General features: G+C 63.8%; 1 protein-coding gene and 1 pseudogene. Both read left to right on the forward strand.

Going from position 1 to position 709, the window contains the following annotated elements; genetic code table 11:
- On the forward strand, positions 1-406 hold a 406-nt coding region (locus BN1143_RS22780), incomplete at its 5' end, for an NAD(P)-binding protein (RefSeq protein ID WP_042050698.1).
- 125 nt (positions 407-531) lie between these two features.
- A pseudogene (locus tag BN1143_RS11405) lies at positions 532-709 on the forward strand (cupin domain-containing protein); the annotation flags it as partial.

A 709-nucleotide genomic window follows, 5' to 3' on the forward strand; every position in this document is an offset into this window, starting at 1 on the left:
CCTCGGCATGGGGCGGATCGGCCAGGGCGCCTACTTCGAGCTGGAGAACAAGTACGGCACCGTGATCCTCGGGGTGGAGAACGACAGCGACAAGCTGCCCACCCTGCGCGCCCAGGGGATGAACGTCATCGAGGGGGATGCCACCGATACCGACTTCTGGGACAAGGTGCTGCTCTCCAACCAGGTCAACCTGGTGCTGCTGGCCATGCCTCACCACTCGGGCAACCTCTACGCCATCGAGAAACTGCGCAGCCACGGCTTTGCCGGCAAGATTGCCGCCATCGTCCGCTTCGAGGACGACATCGCCTCCCTCAAGGAGCAAGGGGTGGATGCGGTGTTCAACGTCTACGATGAAGCGGGCAGCGGCTTCGCCCGCCACGTCATCAAGCGGCTGCAGCCACGCTGACGGGCGGGAGCAGCCCCTTGGCAAGGAGGACGCCATCGTTTACGTTATGCGCAACCTCGTTTAATAAAACGAACAATCACGAGGCCTGGATGGCCCCGTTTTTTATCCCTTGCCAAGGAGGCAGCATGAAGACCCTCAACGACTGGATCCTGCTCAGCAGCCACGAGGCGGCTCCCACCCCGCTGATGCCCGCCCCCGATCGCCTGCGCGCCGGCAACCCGCGCCAGACGGTTTGGAACCACTACTCAGATCCGAGCCAGCAGTTCCACGTCGGCTTCTGGAGCTGCGAGCCCGGCCGCTGGG

It is taken from the genome of Aeromonas dhakensis, assembly GCF_000820305.1.
Lineage (GTDB): Bacteria > Pseudomonadota > Gammaproteobacteria > Enterobacterales > Aeromonadaceae > Aeromonas > Aeromonas dhakensis.